This is a genomic window from Rhodococcus sp. WS1 (genome assembly GCF_003797745.1).
GTDB lineage: Bacteria > Actinomycetota > Actinomycetes > Mycobacteriales > Mycobacteriaceae > Rhodococcus_F > Rhodococcus_F erythropolis.
In genome coordinates, this window is sequence record NZ_RKLZ01000002.1 from 907593 (window position 1) to 927934 (window position 20342).

General features: G+C 61.2%; 21 protein-coding genes. 12 read left to right on the forward strand and 9 right to left on the reverse strand.

Translation table 11 applies throughout. The annotated features are described in order from the left end of the window. The first annotated feature begins 23 nt into the window (after positions 1-23). Together EEB12_RS16755 and EEB12_RS16760 are read left to right on the forward strand one after the other, a co-directional pair. Positions 24-1172, forward strand: a complete 1149-nt coding sequence (locus EEB12_RS16755) for a glutamate--cysteine ligase (protein WP_021346024.1) — start codon at positions 24-26, stop codon at positions 1170-1172. Positions 1173-1249: 77 nt separating this feature from the next. Continuing rightward, entirely contained in the window at positions 1250-1777 is a 528-nt protein-coding gene (locus EEB12_RS16760) for a CinA family protein (RefSeq protein ID WP_020909639.1), read from the forward strand. An 8-nt stretch (positions 1778-1785) separates the two neighbouring features. Here the strand turns inward: EEB12_RS16760 and EEB12_RS16765 are convergent, their stop codons facing one another. From EEB12_RS16765 to EEB12_RS16775, 3 genes are all read right to left on the reverse strand, one after another. Beyond that, positions 1786-1998 (reverse strand): hypothetical protein, encoded by a 213-nt coding sequence (locus tag EEB12_RS16765; RefSeq protein WP_029256626.1) that lies wholly within the window; start codon positions 1996-1998, stop codon positions 1786-1788. 73 nt (positions 1999-2071) lie between these two features. Then, the gene (locus EEB12_RS16770) at positions 2072-2923 is read right to left on the reverse strand and encodes a PHP domain-containing protein (RefSeq protein ID WP_141488160.1); all 852 of its coding nucleotides are present in this window, start codon (positions 2921-2923) and stop codon (positions 2072-2074) included. 37 nt (positions 2924-2960) lie between these two features. Beyond that, on the reverse strand, positions 2961-3659 hold the full coding sequence (locus tag EEB12_RS16775; RefSeq protein ID WP_232816831.1) for a TetR/AcrR family transcriptional regulator: 699 nt from the start codon (positions 3657-3659) through the stop codon (positions 2961-2963). Between the two features lie 218 nt (positions 3660-3877). Here EEB12_RS16775 and EEB12_RS16780 point away from each other — a divergent pair, with 218 nt between their 5' ends. Genes EEB12_RS16780 through EEB12_RS16790 form a run of 3 tightly spaced genes read left to right on the forward strand, consistent with a single transcriptional unit; the run spans position 3878 to position 7379 of the window. After that, positions 3878-5248: an MFS transporter gene (locus tag EEB12_RS16780; protein WP_019745950.1), complete on the forward strand. Its 1371-nt coding sequence runs from the start codon at positions 3878-3880 to the stop codon at positions 5246-5248. A gap of 14 nt (positions 5249-5262) precedes the next feature. Further along, entirely contained in the window at positions 5263-5727 is a 465-nt protein-coding gene (locus EEB12_RS16785) for a MaoC family dehydratase (protein ID WP_020909637.1), read from the forward strand. Further along, positions 5724-7379, forward strand: a complete 1656-nt coding sequence (locus EEB12_RS16790; protein ID WP_232816832.1) for an AMP-binding protein — start codon at positions 5724-5726, stop codon at positions 7377-7379. The genes EEB12_RS16785 and EEB12_RS16790 overlap by 4 nt, the downstream gene beginning before the upstream one ends. 7 nt (positions 7380-7386) lie before the next feature. Here the strand turns inward: EEB12_RS16790 and EEB12_RS16795 are convergent, their stop codons facing one another. After that, positions 7387-7623 (reverse strand): hypothetical protein, encoded by a 237-nt coding sequence (locus EEB12_RS16795; RefSeq protein WP_134999369.1) that lies wholly within the window; start codon positions 7621-7623, stop codon positions 7387-7389. Positions 7624-7957: 334 nt separating this feature from the next. After that, the gene (locus EEB12_RS16800) at positions 7958-8683 is read right to left on the reverse strand and encodes a TetR/AcrR family transcriptional regulator (RefSeq protein WP_141488161.1); all 726 of its coding nucleotides are present in this window, start codon (positions 8681-8683) and stop codon (positions 7958-7960) included. A gap of 97 nt (positions 8684-8780) precedes the next feature. On the opposite strand from EEB12_RS16800, the gene EEB12_RS16805 reads away from it, so the two are divergent. Beyond that, complete coding sequence (locus tag EEB12_RS16805) at positions 8781-9158, forward strand: VOC family protein (protein ID WP_092765721.1); 378 nt, start codon at positions 8781-8783, stop codon at positions 9156-9158. Here the strand turns inward: EEB12_RS16805 and EEB12_RS16810 are convergent. After that, complete coding sequence (locus EEB12_RS16810; protein WP_141488162.1) at positions 9146-10759, reverse strand: helix-turn-helix domain-containing protein; 1614 nt, start codon at positions 10757-10759, stop codon at positions 9146-9148. The two genes, EEB12_RS16805 and EEB12_RS16810, sit on opposite strands and share 13 nt — an antisense overlap. 103 nt (positions 10760-10862) lie before the next feature. Between EEB12_RS16810 and fepB the strand changes: the two genes are divergently transcribed. Genes fepB through EEB12_RS16835 form a run of 5 tightly spaced genes read left to right on the forward strand, consistent with a single transcriptional unit; the run spans position 10863 to position 15691 of the window. Continuing rightward, complete coding sequence (gene fepB, locus EEB12_RS16815; RefSeq protein ID WP_141488163.1) at positions 10863-11876, forward strand: Fe2+-enterobactin ABC transporter substrate-binding protein; 1014 nt, start codon at positions 10863-10865, stop codon at positions 11874-11876. Between the two features lie 4 nt (positions 11877-11880). Then, positions 11881-12927: a FecCD family ABC transporter permease gene (locus tag EEB12_RS16820; RefSeq protein ID WP_258537278.1), complete on the forward strand. Its 1047-nt coding sequence runs from the start codon at positions 11881-11883 to the stop codon at positions 12925-12927. Between the two features lie 2 nt (positions 12928-12929). Continuing rightward, the gene (locus tag EEB12_RS16825) at positions 12930-13979 is read left to right on the forward strand and encodes a FecCD family ABC transporter permease (protein WP_256921926.1); all 1050 of its coding nucleotides are present in this window, start codon (positions 12930-12932) and stop codon (positions 13977-13979) included. A 23-nt stretch (positions 13980-14002) separates the two neighbouring features. Continuing rightward, positions 14003-14827, forward strand: coding sequence for an ABC transporter ATP-binding protein (locus EEB12_RS16830; protein ID WP_141488165.1), 825 nt, complete (start codon positions 14003-14005; stop codon positions 14825-14827). Between the two features lie 21 nt (positions 14828-14848). Then, positions 14849-15691, forward strand: a complete 843-nt coding sequence (locus EEB12_RS16835; protein ID WP_141488166.1) for a siderophore-interacting protein — start codon at positions 14849-14851, stop codon at positions 15689-15691. Positions 15692-15708: 17 nt separating this feature from the next. Here the strand turns inward: EEB12_RS16835 and EEB12_RS16840 are convergent, their stop codons facing one another. Next, on the reverse strand, positions 15709-17058 hold the full coding sequence (locus EEB12_RS16840) for a lipase family protein (protein WP_020909627.1): 1350 nt from the start codon (positions 17056-17058) through the stop codon (positions 15709-15711). 293 nt (positions 17059-17351) lie between these two features. Here EEB12_RS16840 and EEB12_RS16845 point away from each other — a divergent pair, with 293 nt between their 5' ends. Continuing rightward, positions 17352-17993, forward strand: a complete 642-nt coding sequence (locus tag EEB12_RS16845; protein WP_021333298.1) for a TetR/AcrR family transcriptional regulator — start codon at positions 17352-17354, stop codon at positions 17991-17993. Between the two features lie 81 nt (positions 17994-18074). Here the strand turns inward: EEB12_RS16845 and EEB12_RS16850 are convergent, their stop codons facing one another. Continuing rightward, positions 18075-18812 (reverse strand): SDR family oxidoreductase, encoded by a 738-nt coding sequence (locus EEB12_RS16850; protein WP_021333299.1) that lies wholly within the window; start codon positions 18810-18812, stop codon positions 18075-18077. Next, positions 18809-20284 carry an aldehyde dehydrogenase family protein gene (locus EEB12_RS16855; RefSeq protein WP_141488167.1) on the reverse strand — a complete coding sequence of 492 codons (1476 nt, stop codon included), beginning with the start codon at positions 20282-20284 and terminating at the stop codon, positions 18809-18811. Before EEB12_RS16855 ends, EEB12_RS16850 begins: the two co-directional genes overlap by 4 nt. Positions 20285-20342 lie beyond the last annotated feature (58 nt).

Here is a 20342-nt window from a genome sequence, read left to right on the forward strand (position 1 = left end):
GAAAACCGGTGCGAGGAAGGCCTATGAATGGGAAGCCGACTCCTGACCTATTCTCGGTAGGTACACCGACTCTCGGTGTCGAGGAGGAGTTTTTGCTCTGCGATCCGCAGACTGGGCGTCCCAGTCTGCGCAACTCCGAGGTTGCTGCTGCCGGGCGAGAACTCGGTATCTCGTTGCAACTCGAACTCACACGTTGTCAGGTGGAGACTTCCACTTCGATCGGCAGCCACATTCGTGACCTTCGTGACCAACTCTGTGAGTCTCGTGCCCTCACCGCCGATGCCGCTGCCCGCGTGGGATGTCAACTCATAGCAGTCGGGACGCCTTTCTACGATCCACCGGTCGACGAGATCACGCAGAAGTCGCGGTACCAACGGATGGCCGGTCAATTCGGTGCAATCACCGAAGGTGTGATGTGTGGTTGCCACATTCACGTGGGTGTCGAAGATCGAGAACGATCGGTCCAGATCATCAATCATCTGCGTCCATGGTTACCAACTTTGTTGGCATTGACGGCGAACTCCCCGATCAGCGAGGGACGCGATACCGGTTATGCGAGTTGGCGTTACGTTCTGTTCGGCAGATGGCCCAGTTCGGGTCCGCCACCCTTCTTCGAGTCCGTGGGGCACTACGAAGATGCCGTTGCAGCGATGCTGGAGACGGGGGTCATTCTCGATCCGCACATGGTCTATTGGGACGTGCGCATGTCGGATCACCTTCCCACCGTGGAGATTCGGATCAGCGACGTGCCCGCCACCGTGGAGGAGACGATGACTCTGGCCACACTGGTGCAGGCACTCGTCGGCACCGCATCCGCTGCGATCACCAAAGGTGAGGTTGCGCCTGCCGTCGATCAGGAGCTACTCCGCGCGGCTTGCTGGCGTGCAGCACGCGACGGACTCGACGGCAGGTCGCTGGACGTGGAATCCGTGCGTTTGCTGACTGCACACCAGGCGGTTCGGCGGTTGGTGGATCATGTCGAACCTGCTCTGACCGCATTCGGAGAGTTCGAGCAGGTCACGGCTTCCTTGGACAAGGTCTTCAGCAACGGAAACGGGGCGATCGTGCAGCGCCGGCAACTCGCACGCCGGTCACGGGTGGCCGATGTGATCGACGAGTGCGCCCGACGCACTTTCGAAGGGTGCAGTTCACAAGGTGGCAGTGAGCTGTAGGGCACGGTTGGAATTGGCATTCCAAGACCTCCAATTTCTTATCGAGGTCACCGATCGGACGGCAGGAGGAGGAACATATGAATGGCGATCCACGACCCGAGCTTGCGTCGGACAAGGATCTCGACGATATGTGCAGGCAGTTGGCCGCAGTAGTAGAGGAACACGGTCTGTCGGTGGCGACGGCGGAATCGTTGACCGCCGGGAACATCGCCGCACATCTAGGAAAGGCGCCGAACGCCGGTTCCTGGTTTTGTGGCGGGATCGTCGCATATACCCGAGCGGTCAAGCATTCCGTTCTTCATGTTCCTGACGGCCCAGTCGTCTGCGAGGACGCTGCTCGGGTCATGGCACACAGCACTGCCACACTGTTCGGCGCGACGTTGGCACTGGCCGTCACCGGCGAAGCCGGTCCGGATACCCAGGAGAACGTCCCACCGGGAACTGTGTGGTTCGGAGTCGTCGACCATGGGACCGCTGAAACAGAGAAACAGGTCTTCTCAGGTGACCCCGAAGCCGTCCTGGGAGCAACCGTCGAGCATGCGATCCATCTACTTTTGCGTCACGCGTCGGGTCGTCGCACACCAAGTTCGACAGGCGTGGTGTAGTCGAGAATTCAACTGTTCGAACGATTCTTGTGATGTCCCTTGTGTTTCGCAGGAGCCTGAGCAGTAGGAATCAGACGGCCGTCGGCCGCGTATTTCTCGACTACAAGGTGCTTGCTGACGCCTCGATTGGCATCCACGGCGCACGCGATTGCTTCCTTGTCGGAGTCGAAAGGTTCCTCGGTCGAGGAGCCGTCGGGCATCGTGATCTTGTACCGATCCATACATCGACTATTGCGGGTAGATCCGCCTCCGGCAACCTTTGCTCACGGAAATGTCGGCCAGGAGAACAGAAGGTCAGCGGGTCCAGTAATCTTCGGGCCTTCGACCTGAACGGAATCTGTAGTGTTCGAGCATCGCTGTCGCTTCCGGGAAGTTCGCCGCCAGAGCCTCGGGCACATGGGCATCGCTTCCGAATGTCACCGCTTTGCCTCCCTCTTCGCTCCACCACTGGGGTATCCAGGACCACAGTCGACGGGTGTTCATCTCGAGCGCCCGACCGCTTTCGGCGATAGCGCGCATCGCATTTCGGAATCCGTCCTCGAATCGGCGGGGATCGAAAGGTCCGGCGATTTCGGTCGGCCATGCACGCACTGCGTAGTCGATATGGGTGAACACCTCGAAGGTCTGAGAGCCAGCCACCATACGCGGGATCTCTTCGAGGTAAGTCCACATCACTTCGTCGGCGCCCCACTTTCGAAACAGGGTGTTCGGTTCACTCCGATCGTCGCCGACTTCGAGCGTGTGCAAGGAACCCAATACCCGGTCGATCACACCGAGATCAAGGAGGTGCGACGCCTGCGCTTCGTGCAGGTGCGGTTGTCCGAACTCGACTCCGGTGAGAATCCTCAATTCAGGAAAACTGTGTCGACATCGTTCGATGCTGTCGAGATAGCCGTCGAGGTCGAGGATGGGTGCGCGGACGTAGCCGTCGGTGCTCAGCAGGTGATGTTGATGGGGCATCAGATCTGCGGCGGTTGTGCGCCACCGAGCATCGAAGTCGAGATGCTCGGTGAACACCAAGGCGGGCAATCCGATTGCTTCGGCACGTGCGCAAGTCTGTTGCATTCGCCCGGAAGCGTCGGACTGTGGCCCGCCGGTATCCCACGACCACTCGCTGTGAACATGACTGTCCGCGGGTAGTTGCATGTTCAGTTCGTATCAGAGCGCGGAAGTTCTGGTGTGATTACAGTTCGGACTGGCGTACGAAGTCGCTCTGTGCGTGGGTGCCCCAAATTTCGGAGGACTGAGTCTCGGGTTCGCTGTCCAGCTTTCGAACTTCGTGAATGAAGTCCACTCCGTTCAGTTCGTCGGACGGAACCGACAGAAGCTTGCATGTGGTGCTGACGAAGAATCGCTGGACATCTTCCAACTCGAGACGCCCACCGGGCCGGTACCAGTGCGCAACCCCGGTGCACATCTCCAGTATCGCGAGTCGGCTCAATGCCAGATCTTCGATGTCGAAGGCGCCCACGCGTTGTCCGCGTTCGAGGATCTGTCCGAAAAGAAGCTCGTACTCGTCGCGCAGCGTCTGCAACTCGATGCGGTTGTCTCCGGTCAATCCGCGCATCTCGTACTCGGCGACGCGGGCAGTCAGTTGGTTGACAGCGGTAATGCCGACGTGCGACGACACCAGGCCGGCGAGCTGGACCACGGGATCGGCGCTGCGACGCATCGCCCGCTCTCCCGACTGTGTCAGCTCGTCGAGGCACGACCGAATGATCGAGGCCAACAGTGACTCTTTGCTGCCGACGTAATGATAGAGCGTTGCCGAGTTGATGCCGGCTTCTGCTCCGAGTTCACGAATGCCGGTAGCGGCGAACCCTTTCGTCGCGAACAGCGTGACTGCCGCCCGTTGAACGCGCCCCAGGTCCATGATCCTCATTTCGGTTGGTTGCCCAATCATGCTAGCATCGCCGCCGAAATCGACTGACCGTCAATCAATTGATTGATAGCTGCCTGTGTACTGGCAAATTACATATCTATTCATCAATCGATCGATTGAAAAATGCTTGACTGTGCGTTGGGTCACTGCATAGTGTTCTTGTCGAGCCTCCCCTCGGTGCGCGAGCTAACAGGGCACTCCATACAAGGAGCAATGACATGAACGACGCGAATCCTCCATCTCCCGCAACTGTCGACAGGCCTGCCCTGCGGCGTGTAGCCGGATCAGTTCTGGTCGGCACCACGATCGAGTGGTACGACTTTCAGATCTACGGCGCCTCCGCCGCTTTGGTCTTTGCGCCGCTGTTCTTTTCGGGCGCAGATCCCGCGCTGGCGACGATTCTCTCCTTCGCTACCTTTGCGGTCGGCTTTCTGGCGCGGCCACTCGGCGGTGTTGTGATGGGCCACTTCGGTGACCGCATCGGACGCAAGAAGGTCTTGGTGCTTGCACTTCTCTTGATGGGAGCTGCAACATTCCTGGTCGGCGTCCTTCCGACGTCTTCCCAGATCGGTGTGTGGGCCCCGATTCTTCTCGTTGTGTTGAGGCTGATTCAAGGATTCGGCGTCGGCGGCGAGTGGGGCGGTGCAGTTTTGACTGCTGTGGAGTACGCACCCAAGAATCGCCGCGGCTTCTACGGCAGCATGCCGCAGGTGGGTGTGCCCGCCGGCCTTCTGCTGGCGACGGCCGTCATGTTCGGCACCAAGGCGCTCACCGGAGACCAATTCCTGGTGTGGGGATGGCGAATTCCGTTCCTGCTGAGTATCGCTTTGGTTGCAGTGGGGCTGTACATTCGCACGGCGTTGGAAGAGACTCCGGCATTCGCTCGCGTGAAGCAGCAGAACACCGCGGTCAAGATCCCGATGGTCGACGCGTTCAAGAACTATCCTCGCCAGATCATTCTTGCCGCAGGTTCGATGATCAGCACCGGCGCCTACTTCTACATCCTCAACACCTACAGCCTGACGTACGCCGATCAATTCGATCTGCTGTCCGGAAACCTCATGCTCGGCGCGGTCATGGTGTCCGCGCTCGTTGCCGTCATCTTCATTCCGATCTTTGGTCAACTGTCCGAAAAGTTCGGCCGACGCCGGATCCTGATGGTCGGGATCACCGGCATGGGTCTGTGGGTCTTCGTTGCATTCGCCGCGATAGATACCGGCAACTTCTGGATCACCACCGGCGCATTGGCGGTCGGCGCCTTCATGCTCAGCATCTCGTACGGGCCGCAGGCGACGTTCATCGCCGAATTGTTCGACGCCCGGGTGCGCTACAGCGCGGCCTCGATCGCTTTCCAGATCGGTGTGCTCTTGGGTGGAGCAATCGCGCCGATGGTCGCGGCCATGTTGGTCCGCGCGACAGGTGGATCGTTCGCGGTGGCTGTGTATATCGCTGCCCTGTCGGTGATTTCGCTGATCAGCGTCTACTTCGTCCGTGACACCGACCTCGACGAAGGAAGCCGCGACATGTACATCGATGACAACGGGGCCTATCTACCGCCGGTCGATCAACGCTCAACGGTTGTCAACTAGTAGAGGAAACTTCAATGATCACAAAGAGTTTCGAAGAGATCTCTGTCGGAGACATTGCGGTAACGGACCCGCGGGTCGTCACCGAAGACTATGTGCGAAGTTTCGCCGACCTCACCTGGGATCGCCATCCTCTGCACCTCGACCCCGACTACGCGCAGCAGACGCGCTTCGGTCGCCAGATCGCCCACGGCGCACTCATGCTGTCCACCTTGCTCGGCCTGGTGGAGTTGGATCCCCGTTACCTCCAGTGCTTCTACGGACTTGACCACGTCAGGTTCCACCGGCCGACCTACCTCGGCGACTCGGTGCATGCGGTGTCGGAAGTGCTGTCGGTGCGTCCTCGCTCGGACGGTGAGACCGCGATCGTGACGTCGAAAGGCTCACTCGTCAACCAAGACGGAGACCTTGTTTTCTCCGGCGAATTCTCTTTCCTGGTAGGCGAGACCCATTCCCTCGACCTCGAAGTGGGTGCTCGGTGAGTTCTCGGCCGCATATGTCATGGTGGCAGGATCTCGAAGCAGAAGACTTCGAATGGACTGTGCCAGAGCAATTCAACATCGCGCACGCCTGTGTCGATGTGCAGAATCCCGATGATCTAGCCCTCGTCGTAGACACCGGTGGACACTGGAGTCGGTACACCTTCGGTGAAGTCGCCACGACAAGCCGAAAGTTCGCAACCGTGCTTGCGGATCTCGGCCTTGTCTCAGGGGATCGCGTCGGTGTGATGGTCCCACAGGGGATCGAGGTTCTCGCGACACATCTGGGCGCCTTCCGATCCGGAATGGTCACCGTTCCGCTTTCGGTCAAGTTCGGGTCGGATGCGGTCGTTCATCGAATGCGTGACTCGGGAGCGAAAGTGCTTGTGGTCGACAAGGACTGTTACGAACGAGTTGCCGACGGAATAGGTGAGATACCCGGCATCGAAGCCGTCATCGTTGTCGGAAAGACGGATCAGCCCTCCGATTCGACCCCCGTTCGACTTCTCGATTTCCACAGCCTCGTCGACAGTGCCGCAGAAAGCGCGGAATTGGCGGCGACGGGCCCCGATTCACACGCCATCATCATCTATACCTCGGGAACGACGGGGAATCCGAAAGGCGCCCTCCACGGGCACCGAATTCTCTTGGCGCACATGCCCGGTATGCGGACGGCATTCGACAATGCGCCGCAGCGGGGAGACGTCTTCTGGACGCCGGCAGACTGGGCCTGGATCGGCGGTCTGTTCGACGTTCTGTTTCCAGCCCTTGCGTTGGGGTGCCCCGTTGTTGCGACGCCCGACAAATTCACACCGGCGCGTGCGGTCGAGATTCTGAGCCGTCACAAAGTAACGGGTGCCTTCATTCCTCCGACTGCGCTCAAGCAGATGCGGAGTATCGGCGTCGACGGCACCGCTGCGCGTGGTATTCGGCTGCGAGCATTGGGAACTGGTGGTGAAGCCCTCGGTGACGCATTGCAGGCGTGGGTTGCAAACACACTCGGCGTAGCTGTCAACGAGTTCTACGGGCAGACGGAAATGAATCTGACCATCGGCACTTCGCGTTCGAAGTGGACGCCCGTGAGCGGCTCGATGGGTCGCGCTTTTCCGGGCTTCGACGTCACCCTCCTCGATCCGCTCGGCGAGCCGGTAGCGGTGGGGCAGGTAGGCGAGATCTGTGTGAAGGCAGGCAACCCCGGACAGTTCCTCGGCTATTGGAACCAACCGTCGAAGACTGATGAAAAGGTCTACGACGGGTGGATTCATACCGGTGATCTGGGTCGGACCGATGAAGCGGGGAACTTCTGGTACCAGGGGCGTGCCGATGACGTCATTTCGTCCGCGGGGTACCGGATCGGCCCCGGCGAGATCGAAGAGTGCCTGCTCTCGCACGACGAGGTAGCTATGGCCGGCGTCATCGGTGTTCCGGATCCGTTGCGCGGGGAAGCCGTTCACGCTTTTGTCGTTCTGTCCGAAGGAACGAACTCTTCGGAAGAGCTTCGCCAGGAGTTGCAGACCCACGTGAAAAGCCGCCTTGCTTTCTACCAGTACCCCAGGCAGATCACCTTCATCGACAGCTTGCCGCTCACCACCACGGGCAAGATCCTACGACGGGAACTCCGAACATTGGCCACTGACGCGAACGGCCTTGGCTAGCAGACGCCTACATGTTGGGTAGGACCACGACGAAGAACCAACCGCTCAGGGCAAGACCGATGACGCCGGTGAAGAGGCCGACTATTGCATCCCACGGCAGCTGGCGGGCATTCGAGAACAGATGCCCGCCAGACTTCTTCGGGTGACGTCGGAGCGCAAAGATTCCTGTTGTAATCGCGCCCGCACCCAGAAGGATGCCGAAGCCGAAAGCCCAGAACAGGAGTACTGACAGCGCGCCGAGCATCTCCGACCTCTCACTCCAGCGTGCGACGCGCTGTGTTTCGGTCGGGGGAGGCCATTTGTGAGAAGGCGACAGAGCTGCACCGAAACGGCGGGTGTGATGACGAATTGACTGGTCGCTGAGAAACATTGTCCACCACGCCTGGAGTTGAGTCGATGTGCCGCCGGTATCTACTCGTCTACCCCTTCTCCGCGGATATATGCCGTTGAAGTCGGGGCTAGCTGGTTGCGTCGCGCAGCGGAATCTCGATCAGAAGCTCACTGGAACCCCGTACCTCTCGGGTCGATTGATTCTCTTAGGCGTGCAACAGCTCTCGCGGTTTCGAATTGCAGGAATGTCATTCGATGTGAACAAGACCTTCCAGGGCGTCGAGGACCCGGTCCAGCCCGAATTTCCACGCTGCCTCGGGGCTGTACGGGGTGTTCTTGGCTTCGCCGGCCGCTCCTCCGACTCGCTGCGCCAGCGGGAAGTTGTCGCCGAGATAGGCAGCCAGACGCTGGTTCCAGGACGACCACACCTCGGCCATGTCGGCCGCTCGGGGGTCGGGGCGCCGTGCTTGCGCCGAGGACCGGGCGAAGTCGGCGACAAACGTCAGCGCGGAATCCCGCTCGATGTCGCTCAGCCCGGTGCCGTCGAACGCGTGTAGTTCGTGGTCGTACTTCGCGATAGTTCCCGGACCCAACGCGGAGCGCTGATCGGTGATGTCCAGGAGCCACCAGTGCTCCGAGTAGAGGGCAAGTTCCTCCTCGGCTACCCGGCGCACGCGCTTGCGCCACGTCATGTTCCCGTACGACAGGCGCGGACTGTTGCTGCGCACGGTGTCGACCATGAGCACCAGGAGATCGTCACGGGACCCGACGTGGGTGTACACCGCCATGCCCGAGATTCCGAGCTCGGCGGCCAATCGGCGCACCGTCACCGCGTCCAGCCCTTCCATGTCCGCGAGGGCGAGAGCGACGTCGACCGCCTGTGAAGTGGTGACCTTCGCGCGCGGGCCGCGGGCGCCACCCTTCGGTGCGAGGGGGTGATCGCGCCACAGTAGGTCGATCAGTTCGCGTGCCATCAGCCGTCTCCAGAAATCGGGAATACCTCAACAGTGGTATACCTTATACGGTGCATACTGTATGCACTGCACAAGGTTTATGATCATGGAGGCCACGATGAAAATCACCAGCACTGCTCTGTCCTTGAACGTTGCCGACACGGACGCGTCGGCCCACTTTGCGAAAACCCATTTCGGCTTCACCGAGGCCATGTCCGACGATGGATTCGTTTCTCTGAATCATCCGGATGCCGGGGTCAACGTGGTCTTCCTTCGCACCGGTCTCGGTACGTTCAAGCCGGACTTCGTTGCAGGTTCGGCCGGGCAAGGCATGCTCATCGCATTCGTGGTCGATGACGTCGACGCCGAGTTCGCCCGCATCGCTGCCGAAGGTGCCTCCGTCGTCACAGAGCCGGAGACCGAACCGTGGGGCGAGCGCTACTGCCAGTTCGTCGATCCCAACGGCATCGTGTGGCAGCTCGTTCAGTGGGTGTGAAGAACCCGAGCGCTCGGCTCGGCGGCGCGCGGCACAGAACGTAACCAGAGGGCGCGTTCGACGGACTGAGCTTGGAAGCGCTGCGGTGAGATCCCGTGCGCAGTGCGAAACGCTCGGCTGAATGCGGGCAGGTGCGCGTAACCCAGGTTCCTCGACACCGTTCCGGGTGCAACCCCGAGTTGGAGTTGGGTGCGTGCCTGGGTCATCCGTGAAAGCGATCGCCATTGCGGATACGTAGTGCCGGTCTCGATACGGAACTCCCGGCGCAGCCTGGCCGCGTCGGTACCGAACTCTTGCGCCCACTCGTCCAGAGTGCGAGGGTCGGCCGGTCGGGCGGCGATTGTCGCTGCCAGAAGTGTGGCAATCGAATCGGCGGCAGACCCGTTCGAAACCGATTGTGCGAGAGGGCCGGTGGCGATGATGTCGAATGCTGCGGCGCTGTCGTGGCCACGCGGGCGCAAGGGTGTGTAGGCGGCGACGAAAGTGTGCAGCAATGCCAATTCGTCATCGGGGGAGAACTGCACGGTCTCGAGGGCGTCGGCAGATACGGTCGACCCGTTCGAGGAGCGGAAGCCGAGCGGTAGCAGCAGTGAACCCGTCGGAACCGTGACGGTATTGAGGACGCCCGCAGGCAGAATCATGGCCTCGCCGGTGCGCAGTTCCCAGCTGCGGTCCGCGACGTCCACCCGGGCTTGGCCTCGGTAAACCCACACTGCGACGTGGGCGCCGTTGACGCGCGGCCACGTCGCGTTGGCCGGTATCGGCGGCGCAGTTTCTCCGGGCTGCCTGGGCTCTGCGAGCATGCGGACCAATGCTTGATCGTTGTCGGTGTCCACGCTGCGATCGGTTGGACCGGAGAGGGCCCGTCGACGGTAGTCGCTCGGGCTCTCTCCCATCTGGGCCCGGAACGCGCGGGTGAATCCGCTTCCTGTTTCGAAGCCGACTTCGTTTGCAATCCAACCGATCTCGCGGTCCTGCTTCAGGTACTCCAACGAGGCGGCGATCCGAGCTCGTAGCCGCCAGCGCGTGAAGGTGAGGCCGGTTTCTTCCACGAAGTACCGCTGGAGCGTTCGAATGCTGATCCCGGCACGCTTCGCGAATTGTCCCTCGGTGTCGTCGGTGCCAGGTGTTCGCAAAAGGGCGTGCGCGATCTCGAACGCTTCCCGTGACTGCGGCAATCGCGGCAGCGAGGTGGCCCCGTCGTCAGCCCGGGCGATCATCTCGAACAAGGACGACGGGTGTGCAGCGTCGCCGCGCAGATAGCCCAGGTTGTGAACGAACTCGTGGATCAGTCTGTCTTCCCATCCGGGCGGAACGCGCAGGCGCGTCACGGTAGCCGGCCCGGCGCTGACGCCGTTCGAGGGCGGAAGCAGGATGGGAAACGCGACGGAATCCGAGTCCGTCTCCATTGCGTATCGCGCACCCGCCGGGATCCACAGCGATTCGCCAGCTGGTATCTCGTGGACCGTCGATCCGACTCGGTCGCGTCCGCTGCCTGCAAGAACCCAGAACAACAGCGGTGAGCGGGCGGTGCTGGGCTCGGTGGCGCTCGCGCGGACCGGCCCTAACCCGATCGCGTCCGGGTCTGATAGTGGTAACACGTTGGCGCTCCTGGACAACCCTTGTTACTTAAGTATGGCTAACTTTACCTCTGCTGTCTGCGTTCGCAGCGGCGCACTCTCGTACCTTCAGAAAGCCATACTCATGCGCAGATCACTTCGCCCGACGGCGGCAATACTCGCCGCGGTCGTCGCCCTCGCTCTTGCCGGCTGCTCCAGCTCGTCAGATAGCGATACCGGGACCGAGGGCACCCAGAAAATCTCAGGTTCTGCCGAGGGATGGCCGCGCACCGTCGATCACGGCGACCGCAGTACCGAGATCACCTCGAAGCCGACCCGAATCGTGTCCACCTCGCCGTCGTTGACCGGCACGCTGCTTGCAATCGGTGCGCCGGTCGTGGCCAGCGCGGCAACAACGCCGTCGGGAATGACCGATGACCAGGGGTTCTTCTCCCAGTGGTCGGAGGTGGCAGCTGATCGTGGAGTAGAGGTTCTCTACCGAAAACTCGAGCTGAACCTCGACGCGATCGAGACGTTCGAACCAGATCTGATCATCGGGTCCGCCAACGGAGGTGACTCGACGCTCGACGCCTACGCGCAGCTGAGCGACATCGCACCCACCGTTCTTCTCGACTACGGCGCCAGCTCCTGGGAGGAGCTCGCAGATCAGCTGGGGACTGTCACCGGACTCGAGAGCGAGGCAGACAAGACCGTCGACGAGTACGACAGCTGGGTGACGACGCAGGCCGGGAAGATCAAACTTCCCGAGCAGCCGGTGACGGCGCTGGTCTACATGGGTGCCGACGGTGTCTGGACGTTCCGGGCCGACAGCCCACAGGGCAATCTGCTGACCTCGCTCGGCTTCACCTATGCCGAGCCCGCTGAGCAGTTTGTCGCCCCGGACAAGCGGGGCGCCTCCGGCGTCGCGATCGTCAGCTCCGAGAACATGTCTGCCGCCCTTGACGGCTCACAGACGCTGTTTGCCGTCTCGATGGGACCCAAGGACGTGGAGAAGCAACTTGCCGCCGATCCGCTTCTCGCGAATCAACCTGCTGTCAAGGGTGATCGGGTCTACGCAATGGGAACGGCGGCTTTCCGCCTCGACTACTTCAGTGCCAAGCAGACAGTCGAGTCGCTGGTGTCCACGTTCGGTGGATGACGGAGTGAGCGCTTCTTCACAGTCCCGGACCGAAGCACCGCTGCGGTCCGTGACAGCCGCGCGTGCGGGGTTGTTGGTCGTGGCCTCCGTGGTCGTGATCGTGCTGGCATCCGTCGGTGGGCTGGTACTCGGCTCTCGCAACATCCCCGTCGCCACCGTGCTCGACGCGATCCTTTCCTACGACGCCGGCAACAACGAACACCTCGTGGTGATCGGATCACGCCTGCCCCGAACAATTCTCGGCCTGGTGGTCGGGGCTGCGCTCGGACTGGCCGGCGCGCTGATGCAGTCGATCACCCGCAACCCACTGGCCGATCCGGGGCTACTGGGTGTGAACGCCGGAGCATCAGCGGCAGTCGTGATTGCGATTGCCTATCTGGGGGTGACTTCGGTCGGCGGTTATCTGTGGTTCGCGCTCGCCGGCGCGGCCGTTGCCTCGGTGGGTGTGTACATGTTGGGGTCTGCGCATCGCAGCGCCGCGACCCCAGCGCGCATGGCGCTCGCCGGTGCCGCTGTGGCAACGGCGATCACGGCGCTCACCAGCATGGTTCTCATCAGCAATGAGGCTGCCTTCAATCAGTTTCGATTCTGGGCAGTGGGTTCGTTGCAGGGGCGCGGCGGAGACGTGATCGTCACCGTTCTTCCCTTCATCGCGATCGGTATCGTGTTGTCGTTGTTGCTGATTCGTCCACTCAATGCGATTGCTCTTGGTGAGGACGTTGCCAAAGGGCTCGGCGCCCGCACTGGCCCCGCCCGGGCCGGATCCGCTGTAGCAGTCATCCTGCTCGCGGGGGCAGCCACCGCGGCGGCAGGCCCGCTCGGATTCGTGGGGCTGGCTGCGCCGCACATCGTGCGCGGCGTGGTCGGACCGGACCTGCGTCTTCTTCTGCCGTGCGTGCTCGTCGTCGCGCCGGCGTTTCTGCTCTTGGCCGACGTTCTCGGTCGCGTTGTCACCTCGCCGGGAGATCTGCAGACGGGGATCGCGGTGGCTGTGCTCGGCGGACCGTTGTTTGTCGCGCTCGTTCGCTCACGGCGGGTGGCGTCACTGTGAACATGATTGCAGCGCAGCCGGTCCCACCGCTCTTTCGCGGTTGGGTGGTTCGAATCGGGTCGTGGTCGTGGCGAATAGTCCCGCGAGTGCTGTTCGTAGCCATCTCAATCAGCGCGGCATTGGCGGCGCTCTCGTTTGCCACGCTGATGTACGGAACCTTGGACCTGTCCTTGGGCGAGGTGTGGCGCGCTCTGAACGGCGAAGGCACCCCAGCGGCGGTTCGGTCCGTCCAGAATCGCCGTCTTCCGCGGCTGATCACGGCGATCGGGGTGGGTGGAAGCCTCGGTGTGGCCGGCGCGGTTTTCCAGACGCTTTCGCGCAATGTTCTCGGCTCGCCGGACATCATCGGTTTCACCACCGGCGCTGCGACGGCGGCGGTGGTCCAGATCGTGTTCTTCGGCGGCGGGGTACTGCAGACCGCGGGCGCTGCTGTTCTCGGCGGCATGCTGACCGCAATGCTCGTGTACGCGCTGGCACGCAAAGACGGAGTCAGCGGCGGTCTTCGACTCGTCCTGGTCGGCATCGGAGTTGGGGCGATGCTGAGCGCCGTGATGTCGTTCCTGGTGGTACGCGCGGATATCGACGACGCCACCGTGGTGCAGCAGTGGACGGCCGGTTCGCTGACCGGGCGCGGTTGGCCACACGCGATCAGCGTTGCGATCGCCGTCGGTGTTCTCGTTCCTGCTCTCGTCGTGGTGTCCAGGCGCGTCACCATGATGGAAATGGGCGACGACGCAGCGTCTTCGCTCGGAATCTCCGTGGAGCGATACCGATTCGCCGGCATCCTGCTTGCGGTCGCGCTCACCGGAGCAGCAACTGCAGCTACCGGTCCCATCGCCTTTGTGGCGCTCGCAGCTCCCCAGATCGCACGACGGTTGGCTCGGCGCAGCGGTGTTCTTGTCGCGACCTCCTTCCTGCTCGGCGCGGTTCTGTTGGCGGGCGCCGACTTGATTGCCCAAGCGGTCGAGGTCGGTCTCCGAACTCCGGTCGGTCTTGTCACCAGTCTGCTCGGCGGTGCCTATCTGATCTGGCTGCTGGCCCGTCAGGCCTGAAAACCTTGCTACGAAAGAGATTCATGACTACAGCTACTCCGGTATCGCGGCTACAGGCCGAGAAGATCGAGCTCCGGTACGCCGATCGAACCATCGTGGACGAGTTGAGTCTCGAGATCCCCGACGGCGGTTTCACCGTGGTCGTCGGACCGAACGGGTGCGGCAAGTCGACGTTGTTGCGTGCGCTCGGCAGAATGCTCGCGCCGCGATCGGGTCGGGTTCTGCTCGACGGTAACGACATTCGGTCCTACCGCACCAAGGAAGTGGCTCGGCGCATCGCTCTGCTGCCGCAGTCTCCGCTCTCACCCGGAGCGATCACCGTGGCAGACCTCGTGGCTCGCGGCCGATATCCGTACCAGAGCATGCTGCGCCAATGGTCACCCGAAGACGAGCGTGTTGTCGCCGAAGCGCTTGCCGAGGTCGGAATGCGCAATGCAGCAGATCAATTGGTGGACGAACTGAGCGGTGGACAACGGCAGCGGGTATGGATCGCCATGACACTCGCGCAGCGCACCCCGGTGTTGTTGCTCGACGAACCGACCACCTTTCTCGACATCGCCCACCAGATCGAGGTTCTCGACCTCTGTTCCCAACTGCACCAGTCTGGTCGAACGTTGGTCGCGGTCCTGCACGACCTGAACCTCGCGGCTCGATATGCCACGCACGTAGTTGCCATGCGGTCCGGAAAAATCGTCATGCAGGGCAGTGCCTCGGACGTCTTCACCCCTGAGTTACTGCGTGAAGTGTTCGACCTCGAGGCTCTGGTCCTCGAAGATCCCGAAACCGGACGGCCACTTGTTGTTCCGCGTGATCGAAGACCTGCCAGCCAGCTACCCGTCCACAACTGAACCACCGATCAGGAGATATCAATGACTACCGCATCTCGACCTGAAGAAACTGAAACCTCTGCGTCGGCAAAGGCGCCACGCGGCGAAGATCACGACCGCGGTCTCAACGACGTGGTTGCCGTCGTCGAACGCGTCGAACGTCCGACCGAGAGCATCTTGCGCATCACCGCCCAGCTGACTTCGTCGGCGGACGACCCGAATTGGTTGCGTCCCAACGTCGCATTCCGCATCCAGTTGGGCCCGCAGTACGACGACGTCTCTCGTGTCTACACGGTGCGCACCTTCGATGCGTCGAGCGGTTCGATGACCTTCGACGTAGTGCTGCACGGTCACACCAGCCCGATGATGCGGTGGGCCGACGACCGCCGTGTGGGTGACACGTTCTCGCTCACCGGCCCTCGCCCGCACTTCCTCGTTCCCGAGATCGCTGGTCGCCGCGTCGCACTGTTCGCCGACGACACCGCGATACCTGCCCTCTATTCGATTCTGCTTCAGTGGCCCGAGGGTGTGACCGGTGTCGGTTGGGTCGCCACCGGTGACGCCGAGGCTTTCGCGGAGTTGCCCGTGATCCCCGGCCTCGAATTGCATCATGTCGAAGATCGCCTCGCCGAATATGCCCTCGAGCTCGAGAACCCAGGAGACTATGCGGTGTGGGGTGCCGGGGAACGGGATGAAATGCGCTCCATCCGAGCGCATTTCCGTAAGACAGTCGGCCTGGCGAAGGACGATGTAGTTGTCTTCGGGTACTGGAAGCGCGGGGTCAGCACTACCGAAATAGATCAGAACAGACTTCGGAACTACACGAGCATCCTCGAAAACGGCGGCACACTCGCGGATATCGACGATCTCGCCATCGGGATCTGACCCGGCGGTTGGATACTTCAACTCGCCGCGTGTTCTTCCGGCGCCAGTGAATTGCCCGGTGCGATGTTCGAGCAGTTGTTCGGCGCCGGATTCCCGTTGAAACGGTCGTTGAGCCAGGTGATGGCGCCGGGGAGCCAAAGCGCGCCACCGGGAACGTGACTGATGGTGTCGTACTGGTCGTACTGGATCGACAAACCTGCGTCGCAATAACGAGTGGCGAGTGTGCGGACGTCCCCGGCAACCATGACTCCGTCGCCAGGGCCGACGCCGGGTCCACCTGGCTGGGTGCCCTCGAGGGCTCCGTTTGCGGCTTGAGCGATGAACATAGGGATGGTGGGTATCGGCGCGTTGCCCATGTTGATTTTGTTGGCGACGTCGACGTACTCGGGCACCGAGTTGGGGTTCGCATACTCTGGTTTGGCAAGGTCCTGCCAGGTCACCCCCGGGTACTGCAGGATGACGTTCCCGATCGAGGCATCCTCGATGCGAGGTAGGAGTTCGCGTCCGCGATCGCCGAGATACGGATCGAAATCTATGTCGTAGGCACGGGCAAGTCCGACGACTGCCATCCCGACAACGCCTGCCCAGCCGATGCTTCCGTTTGCGTACCGGAGGTTGTTCGCCGGGTTGACCAACAGTCCACCCTGGGCGGCGCCGATCAGGTCCTCGTTGATGTCCGGGGCGTAGTCCGGAGCGAGGATGGACGCCCAGTTGGTGGCGATTGCTCCGCCCGAGTATCCCATCAGGCCGATCTCGGCTGAGTCGGCAATACCTGTCTCGGGAGTGTTACGGGCGGCGCGAAGAGAGTCGAGAGTCATCATTCCGTATTCGGGTCCCGCCGCGAAGTCTGCGTTCGGCCCTTCGGTGTCGGGAATGACGACGGTGTAGCCCAGTGCCAGTAGGGGACCGAACATGGCAGCTTCGCCGGAAGCGAGAGTCCCGCCGAAGGCGACGTTCCGTCCGCTGGCGGTCAGGCTGCCGATCGGGGTGTCCCCCGCGACAGCTCGTGACGGACCGTCTTCCGGGTTCAGCGAATCGTAGGCCGACTGGAACGAGACAACTTTGTCCGGCTGGGCATTGGGTGGTCGAAGAATCGATGTGACATTCGCAGACGGCCGGCCGAGAGCGTCGGTCGACCGGTACAACACCTGCACGGCTTGCAACGGGGTCGGAATGTTGACGACGTGATAGGGCAAGGTCCTCGTTTTGAGAACGGCCCCAGGCTGATACGACGACAGCGGTGCCGAACCGTCGTACTGATAGAAGGAATCCGCCGACGGTTGCGCGGCGACAGTAGGTGCCGTGATGCCTGTGAGTGCAATGGCTGTCAGCGCCACCGCTCCCTGAAAGAGAATCCTCGATGCCACGATCGACCCTTCGGTTTCGTATGTCTCTCGGTACTTGACGGGCTGGTGTGATGACGACCACACGCTATCTTACTTTTGAGTAATAAACGAGAGGCTTGCGCTGGTTGTTTGAATCATGCGCGGACGCAATCAGATTGGGCTTGTTGTTGTGACCATGCTGATTCGGTCCAGGGCGCCATGTGTACGATACGACTAGTAGCTATCGCGACAAGTTGCTGCCTTGGGCTGTGCCGGGTCCTCCGATGCCGGGAAATGCTCTGTGCTGCAAGGTCTTGAAGGACTAAGGAGTGGACATGGGTAAGCGCGCTCCCGACGACGGCGTGTTTCGGGGATCGGGTGATGCCGAGACGGGATTGCTGACTCCTCCGAGCGGTGCACGTAGTGAGGCGGCTCACGAGAAGGCCCTCAGATCAGCAGAAGCTCTTCTGAAATCCGGTGGAATGAAGGCCGCGACCATCGATGCGATCTCCGAACAATCCGGTGTCAGCAAGGTGACTCTGTATCGGCACTGGCCGTCGCGGCAAGCTATCGCTGCTGAAGCATTCGGCGTGCTCATGGCTCGTCATCTGACATTTCCCGAGACCGATAGTGCGCAAGCCGATTTGAACGACTATCTAGGTGACATCGGAAAGTTCTACCGAGGTCCACTCGGGTCGATCTTTGCCGAACTTGTCGGCGCGTGTGCCAACGATCCGACGACGGCGGCATACTTCCGCACTTTCTTCCTCGACGAACGTCGTCGGGGTTTCGCCGCACTGATTCGGCGGTGTGTGGATTCCGGCTACTTTCGCGAAGACATCGACACCGAGGAAGCGATCGATCTGTTCTTCGGGCCGTTGATCTACCGGATGTTGGTCGGGCACGCGGGTATCGACGACAACACTGTGCGCTCGATCATCGATCACGCAGTTCGTGGACTCCGCAGTGGTGCATAGACGGGTTCTCCGTTGAGAATCCGCAGCGCAGGGAGGGCGAATTGCCCTCCCCGCACTGCGATGTGCCTCAACACTCGGGTGTCAGCTGAGCATCTTCAGTACTAGCTGGTACTCACCGTTGATCTCGGCGTTGCGAAGCGGCTTGGCGGCGTCGACCACGATTTCCGTGGCGTCGTCGTGCGCCTTCAGTAGGCCGATGGTCTCGGCAATGTAGTCATCAAGTGGCAGAGCTGATTCCGAGTTCTCCTGACCCATCAGCGTGGTGCGGACTCCTGGCGGGATGAGTTCGATGCACCGGATCGAGGTATCGGCGAGTTGTACGCGCATGCTCTCGGTGAAGAGATGAACCGCCGCCTTTGTCGCGTTGTACGTGGGCGTGACGGGCAGCGGGACGAAGCCGACGGCGGATGAGACGGTGACGATGGTGGCATTGGGCTTCGTCATCAGATGCGGGATGAACTGGCCGGCCAAGCGAATTGTTCCGAGAAGGTTTGTCGTGACCGTTCTCTCGGCGATGTCGAGGAAGTCCGGGTTCTTCAAGTCTTCCGGGTACATGATTCCCGACATCGTCACGAGGACGTTCAGATCGGGAAATTCCTCCGTGACGGATTCATGTGCGGTTCGAATGGATCTCGGGTCGTCCACGTCGATGACGACCGTGCTGATGCCCGGGTACTTGTCCGAGATCTCTTGGAGCAGAGCGGATCGACGCCCTCCGACGATTACCTTGTTCCCCTCGTTCTGCAATCCCACTGCAAGTGCGAGGCCGATACCGGAGGTTCCGCCGGCAATGAAGATGGTATTTCCCGAGATTTTCAATTTGTGCTTCCTTGGTTTGTCGTGGGCGTCGACGTGGCGACAGTGATGGATTTGAGTTGGGTGTATTCGTTGAGCGTCTCGAGGCAGAACTCTCGCCCCAGGCCGCTTTCCTTGAATCCCCCGAAGGGGACACCGCCTCCCAGATTGAAGTACTGATTGATCCAGACACAGCCCGCATCAAGACGATCCGCGGTTTCCATCGCGTTCTTCAGGTTGGAGGTATAAATCCCAGCAGCGAGACCGTACGGAGTGTCATTGGCTTCTGCGATCACGTGCTCGTAGTTGTTCCATCTGAGGACGCACAGGACAGGTCCGAATATTTCGTCCTGTGCGATTCGCATCGAGTTGGCGACCTCGAGAATCGTCGGCGCGACGAAGTTTCCGGCTTCGAATCCCGGCACTTCTACCAGATCACCGCCTGTAAGTAGTTGTGCGCCTTCGTCGATACCGGATCTGATCATGGAGATCACACGTTCGGCGTGTTCCTGGTGGATCAATCCGCTCAGTTCGGTGTCCTCGTTCAGTGGCGGCCCGACTCGCAACGATCGGAATCCTGCGACGAGTTTTTCCACGAAGGTGTCATAGATGTCCTCGTGGATGAAGAGACGTGTTCCGGCCAAGCAGGATTGGCCGTTGCACATGAGGACACCTGCGGTGGCATCGGCGACCACTGCATCGATGTCCTCGATTTCAGGAAACACGATGCTGGGACTTTTGCCTCCGAGTTCGAGCGTGGTCGAGATCAGCCGTGAGGCTGCGGCGTGTGCCACGAGTCGGCCGACTTCGGTGCTTCCGGTGAAAGCGAGTTTGCTGACCTTCGGATGGTCTATCAGGGCTGCGCCGGCTTCCTCGCCAAGACCAGGGACAACATTGAAAACGCCTGCGGGAAACACGTCGGCGGCGATCCTGGCCAGCTCCATGACGGAAACGCAAGCATTTTCATCAGGTTTGAGGACCACTGTGTTTCCCGCAGCCAGAGCAGGTGCAATCTTGAACGCCGTCATTACCACGGGATCGTTCCAGGGAATGATCTGTCCACATACGCCCAATGGCACTCGCTTCGCGACCAGGTATCCCGATGCCAACTCGCGGCCGAAGCCATGGTGGGCCAACGAGATTGACGCGAAGTATCGCAGATGTGAGACGGCGGCTCGATAGTCCTCGCGCATCTCACTGATATGGCGCCCGGTATCCATACATTCGAGCTGGGCAAGCTCTTCGGCCTGATCCTCCACGAGCGCGGCAAACTGCAAGATTTTGGCGGATCGTTCTTCAGCGGTCAGGTTCGACCATGCAGGAAATGCCCGCCTGGCGGCTTCGACCGCGTCGTCGATCTCTGTGGGCCCGCACCGAGACAGTGTGGCGAGTAGAGCGCCGGAAGCGGCGTCACGCGCCTCGAATGTGGATGTGCCCATGGCTCGGAACGCTCCGTTGATGAACGCACCGTATTCACGAACTGCTTGACCCTCCATGGAACCTCCTAGATCGGTCAATCACTGACTGACAAAGTGTACTGTACGTTTCGTACAC